At 34.0% G+C, this 5377-nt stretch carries 5 protein-coding genes and 1 pseudogene; 2 read left to right on the forward strand and 4 right to left on the reverse strand.

Annotated elements, in window-relative coordinates:
• Window positions 1-317: 317 nt before the first annotated feature.
• From COC46_RS15795 to COC46_RS22820, 4 genes and pseudogenes are all read right to left on the reverse strand, one after another.
• Window positions 318-701 carry a MerR family transcriptional regulator gene (locus COC46_RS15795; RefSeq protein WP_098810778.1) on the reverse strand — a complete coding sequence of 128 codons (384 nt, stop codon included), beginning with the start codon at window positions 699-701 and terminating at the stop codon, window positions 318-320.
• A 13-nt stretch (window positions 702-714) separates the two neighbouring features.
• Complete coding sequence (locus COC46_RS15800) at window positions 715-1425, reverse strand: SDR family NAD(P)-dependent oxidoreductase (protein WP_098810780.1); 711 nt, start codon at window positions 1423-1425, stop codon at window positions 715-717.
• Between the two features lie 214 nt (window positions 1426-1639).
• A pseudogene (locus COC46_RS15805) lies at window positions 1640-1819 on the reverse strand (sensor histidine kinase KdpD); the annotation flags it as partial.
• A 20-nt stretch (window positions 1820-1839) separates the two neighbouring features.
• Window positions 1840-1965, reverse strand: a complete 126-nt coding sequence (locus COC46_RS22820; RefSeq protein ID WP_255294933.1) for a hypothetical protein — start codon at window positions 1963-1965, stop codon at window positions 1840-1842.
• Between the two features lie 89 nt (window positions 1966-2054).
• On the opposite strand from COC46_RS22820, the gene COC46_RS15810 reads away from it, so the two are divergent.
• Complete coding sequence (locus COC46_RS15810; protein ID WP_304362835.1) at window positions 2055-3416, forward strand: aspartate aminotransferase family protein; 1362 nt, start codon at window positions 2055-2057, stop codon at window positions 3414-3416.
• 19 nt (window positions 3417-3435) lie between these two features.
• On the forward strand, window positions 3436-4902 hold the full coding sequence (locus COC46_RS15815) for a CoA-acylating methylmalonate-semialdehyde dehydrogenase (RefSeq protein WP_098810782.1): 1467 nt from the start codon (window positions 3436-3438) through the stop codon (window positions 4900-4902).
• The last annotated feature ends 475 nt before the right edge of the window (window positions 4903-5377 follow it).

Consider the following 5377-nt stretch of genomic DNA (forward strand, 5'->3'; position numbering starts at 1 on the left):
CTGCGGGGTCTCAGGCTTCCCGCATTTCCCTTAGGAGTCGATCAACCTTCCATTATTCCAATCAAATTCTATTCAAAAGAAGTATACAATAAATATATTTTTAAAATCCATTACTAGAAAACATAACCTTTTATTAATAAATTAAGACACACTATTAGAATGAGCATAGAGTTTGTTTGTAATTTATTTTTGCTCTATAAATTAAAAAATTGATAATAAAAACGTTTCAAAAAAATGATAACTTATTAACAATAAAGTTCACTTAATGCACGTTTACAATATTGGCTGTTTTATATATCAAAACTCTGAAAAGACAACTAAGTCGAAGTTGTCTTTTCACTTTCATTCATTTCTAGTTCATACTTTGCAATTTTCCGGCTGATTTTCTTTAAATTCTCCTCTGTTTCTTTTATTTGTTCTAATACATTTTTTTCTTGTTGTTTCATTAGCTCTAGACGCTGGTGTAATGTTTCCTCACCATTCATTGACCAGTCAACATATTGTTTGATTTTCTTGATTGGCATGCCTGTGTTTTTTAAGCATAAAATCATCTCGATAAATTTAAGTGCATCTTCATCGAAAATTCTGTCTCCACTTTCAGTTCTTTTTAGAAAGGGTAGCAATCCTTGTTTGTCATAATATCTTAATTGAGAAATTGTTAAATTGTTCAATTTTGCTACTTGCCCAATTGTATAATTGATAAACTCTCATCCTTTACCAAGGCATAATTCCATTTGCATTTAAAATTTTACCATTGTAGTTTATATTGCTTAATGCATAGTCAGTAATAATTTTAGCACCTTCAGTTGTTGTTCGACCTCCTGGTGCATTACCATTTAGATCAGTCGTTGTAAATCCAGGTGTGACACCAAAAATTTCAGGACCACCGTTTCCAAATTCTTTACCCAATGTAAGAGTTAATGAATTGTTAGCCGTTTTTGAAGAATTATAACCCAATATATTGATTGACGCAGTTTCTCCTCGATCAAATAATGTTTGCGATGCCATATCTGTCGTTACATTAATAATTTTTCCGCCTTCTGCTTTTTTAACCAGCGGTAAAAAAGTTTGAATCATTTGGAACGTTCCAAAGAAATTCACTTCAAAAGCCTGACGTAAAATATCAATTTTTATTTCACTTGGCAAAATATGAAAATCTGGAGCAATCCCAGCATTATTAATTAATAGATCTAAATGATCAGTCATTTCCGTAATTTGATTGAAAGAATCTTGGATTGATTGTGTGTTAGTTACATCAACTTGTATAAATGAAACATTTGATAATCCTAAAGTTTGAACAGCAAGATTACCTAATTCTTCATTTCGAGCACCTAAAAATACATGATATTCCTTTTCAGCTAATTGACGAACTACTTCTAATCCAATCCCTTTATTGGCACCTGTTACAAAAGCAAATTTAGTCATGTTAAATTCCCTCCGATTGATTATTTATTTCTTACAAATCAGAGATTACAGCCTAAACCTAACTTTAGGTCAAGCGATTTAATACTATTTTTTATTCTTAATAGTAAAATTAATTTTAATTGAATAATAAACATGAAATTTTATCATTTCATGCTACAAAATTTTGACAATAAACCTATAAAAACTATCAATTATTTTAAGCTGTGATCAGCACTACAATGTCTAAATCTCCTACTTTTTCTAATGTCTCTTTCCGACCATGAGTATCAAGTAGCCCAATTATAATATCCATTCCTTTTTTCTTTAACTCATTACCTTCTCTTAACATCGTATATGTTTTTCCAACACCAGGAGCAGCTCCAATATAAACTTTTAAAGTGCCACGGTTAATTTTATAACTAATATTCAACTATTTCACTCACTCAATGGTAATTCTTCAAAATTTCCTCCGACCTTTTCAACAAGCTTAATGGTTGATCGTTTAAATATTAATTCATAAATTTCAAAACTAACAAAACTTGTAATTTGTCTAATCGTCATAGGATAATATCGTCCATTCAGTAATATTAATTAATAAAGAAATAAAAATTAGAACTCAGGTAATCATATTGAAAGTTGGTGACAATTTAGTGAGAGATAAGACGATAAAAGTAACTCGATCTAAAGAAGAGCTTCTTGAATTAGATCAAAAATACGTATGGCATCATATGTCCCCACACAATCCAAACCCTATGGTACTTGTATCAGGAAAAAATAGTACAGTCACTGACATTGATGGTAAAAATTATTTAGACGGTATGTCGGGTTTATGGTGTGTGAATGTCGGATACGGTCGTGAAGAAATCGCCAAAGCTGCCGCTGAACAAATTTCAGCAATTCCATATGTTCCAATGTCACAAGGCAATGTTCCTTCCATCCTATTAGCTGAAAAGTTAAATGAATGGCTAGGTGGAGAGTATCGTATTTTTTATTCTAATTCTGGATCTGATGCAAATGAAGTAGCTTTTAAAATTGCAAGGCAGTACCATCATCAAAACGGTGAGCCTTCACGTTATAAATTCATTTCAAGATATCGTGCATATCATGGTAATTCTATGGGTGCTTTAAGTGCCACCGGTCAAGCTAACCGTAAAGTTAAATATGAGCCTCTTTCTTCAGGCTTCCAGCATGTCGCTCCACCTTATTGTTACCGTTGTCCATTCGGTAAAACATATGGAGATTGTGGTATTCAATGCGCTAAACAAATTGAAGATGTGATTAATTACGAAGGTGCTGAAACGATTGCTGGAATCATAATGGAACCAGTTATAACGGGTGGCGGAGTTATTGTACCACCTGCGGAATACTTAACAAAAGTTCGAAACATATGTGATAAATTTGGTATTTTGTTAATTGTTGATGAAGTGATCTGTGGCTTTGGCCGCTCCGGAAAACAATTTGGTCATCAAAACTTCGGAATTAAACCTGATATCGTTACAATGGCTAAAGGAATGACGAGTGCCTATTCTCCTCTTTCAGCAACTGCTGTGAGAAGCGAATTATATGATGTATTTAAACGACCTGGGCCAGATCATCACTTTCGCCATGTAAACACATTTGGTGGAAATCCTGCTTCCTGTGCAGTTGCACTTAAAAACTTAGAAATAATTGAGCGTGAAAATTTAATAGAACGTGCAGCTTATTTGGGTGATGAGCTTCGCAAAAAATTAGATAGTTTACTAACTTATAAAAATGTTGGAGACATTCGAAGCTTTGGTTTTATTGCGGGAATCGAGTTGGTTGAAGATAAAAAATGTAAAACACCTGCTAGTCCTGAATTAGTATTAAAAATAATAACTGAATGTAAATCACAAGGACTAATAATTGGTAGAAATGGAGATACAGTCCCAGGCTACAACAATATCCTCACACTTTCTCCTCCATTTACTACAACTGATGAAGAGCTTGATTTTATCGTAAATACATTAAACAAAGCATTCTCAAACTTATAATCGTTCGAGGTGAAATTCTATGTCGACGCAAACAAATATAAAAATTTTAAAGAATTTTATTAATGGAGAATGGATTGAAGCTTCACCAAATGCAAAAACAATCCCGGTCCCAAATCCTGCAACTGAAGAAATATTAGCATTTGTCCCTCTCTCAACTAAATCAGATTTAGAAAATGCTGTAAAAGCAGCTAAAAACGCTTTTAATATATGGAGTAAAACACCAGTCCCCAAAAGAGCAAGAATACTATTTTCATATCAACAATTACTTATAAAATATTGGGATGAACTTGCTAATTTAATAACGATTGAGAATGGTAAAAGCTATAATGAGGCATATGGAGAAGTTCAGCGTGGTATTGAATGTGTAGAATTTGCTGCCGGAGCACCGACACTAATGATGGGTAAACAATTACCTGATATTGCTACAAATATTGAATCTGCGATGTATCGGTACCCTGTTGGAGTAATTGGAGGAATAACTCCTTTTAATTTTCCAATGATGGTCCCTTGCTGGATGTTTCCGTTAGCTATTGCTTGTGGAAATACATTTATTTTAAAGCCTTCTGAACGGACACCACTACTTGCAAATCGTTTAGCTGAGCTCTTTACAGAGGCTGGTCTCCCTAAAGGTGTTTTTAATATTGTTCATGGGGCGCATGAAATTGTAAACGAGTTACTTCAAAACAAAGATGTACCAGCCATTTCATTTGTAGGTTCACAACCCGTAGCGGAGTATGTATATAAAACTGCATCGGCAAATGGGAAACGCGTTCAAGCCTTAGCTGGTGCTAAAAACCATAGTATCGTTTTACAAGATGCAAATTTAGATGAAGCAGTAAAACAAATTATCACAGCTGCATATGGTTCGGCAGGCGAACGATGTATGGCATGCTCTGTTGTTGTAGCAGTAGGTGACATTGCCAATCCATTAATAGAAAAACTAAAAAAGGAAGCTAATAACCTTACAATTGGAAACGGATTAGATGAAGATGTATTCCTAGGTCCGGTCATACGAAAAGAACATCGAGAACGTACAGAACAATATATTGAAAGTGGCATACAAGAAGGTGCAACCTTATTACGTGATGGACGAAAAGATTTAATTAGAAAAGAAAAAGGCTACTTCATTGGGCCAACAATCTTTGATAACGTGAACCCATCAATGAAAATTTGGAAGGAAGAAATATTTGCACCAGTGCTTTCGATCGTTCGAGTAGAAACATTAGAAGAAGCGATTGAACTAACGAATAAATCAGATTTTGGAAATGGTGCCTGCATCTTTACAGACAGTGCAGCAAGTATTCGATATTTCAGGGAAAATATTGAAGTAGGAATGCTTGGAGTAAATATCGGTGTTCCCGCACCGATGGCCTTTTTCCCATTCTCCGGATGGAAAAACTCTTTTTATGGTGACCTTCACGCAAATGGAACAGATGGAGTCGACTTCTATACTCGGAAAAAAATGATTACGAGCAGATTAGAATAAAGTTTGGCTTTTCCATTAGAATTAGGTTTTGGCTAATGGGAAAGCTTTTTTTAAATAGAAAAAATCGCATGCTCCGCTAGTAATTACGGATTCATGCGATTTGACCTTGTTTCTTTGGAAAGAAGCCTAGTTGAGTTCCGCTCCCGAAATACATGACAGATAATAAGCGGGGCCATATTGCACCATTTTTAATAAAAATTTGCTAAAAACGACTTAAAGTATGGGCTTTTTTATTTAAGTGAGTAAAATTTATCTCTTTTTTTAAGGTTTTCACTTTAAGAACACTATTTTTCAATTGCGATTTGCCATATATTTGCGATTCGATCAATTTATTTGTGATTCTCTCTTTTTATTTGCGATTACGTCGTTTTAATTGTGATTCTCTATTTTTTATTGCGATTCGGCCATATATTTGCGATTCTCTCTTTTTATTTGCGATTCTGTCTTTTTATTTGTGATTCTCTCTTTTTATTTG

This window comes from Bacillus sp. AFS041924, assembly GCF_002577195.1.
Lineage (GTDB): Bacteria > Bacillota > Bacilli > Bacillales > Bacillaceae_G > Gottfriedia.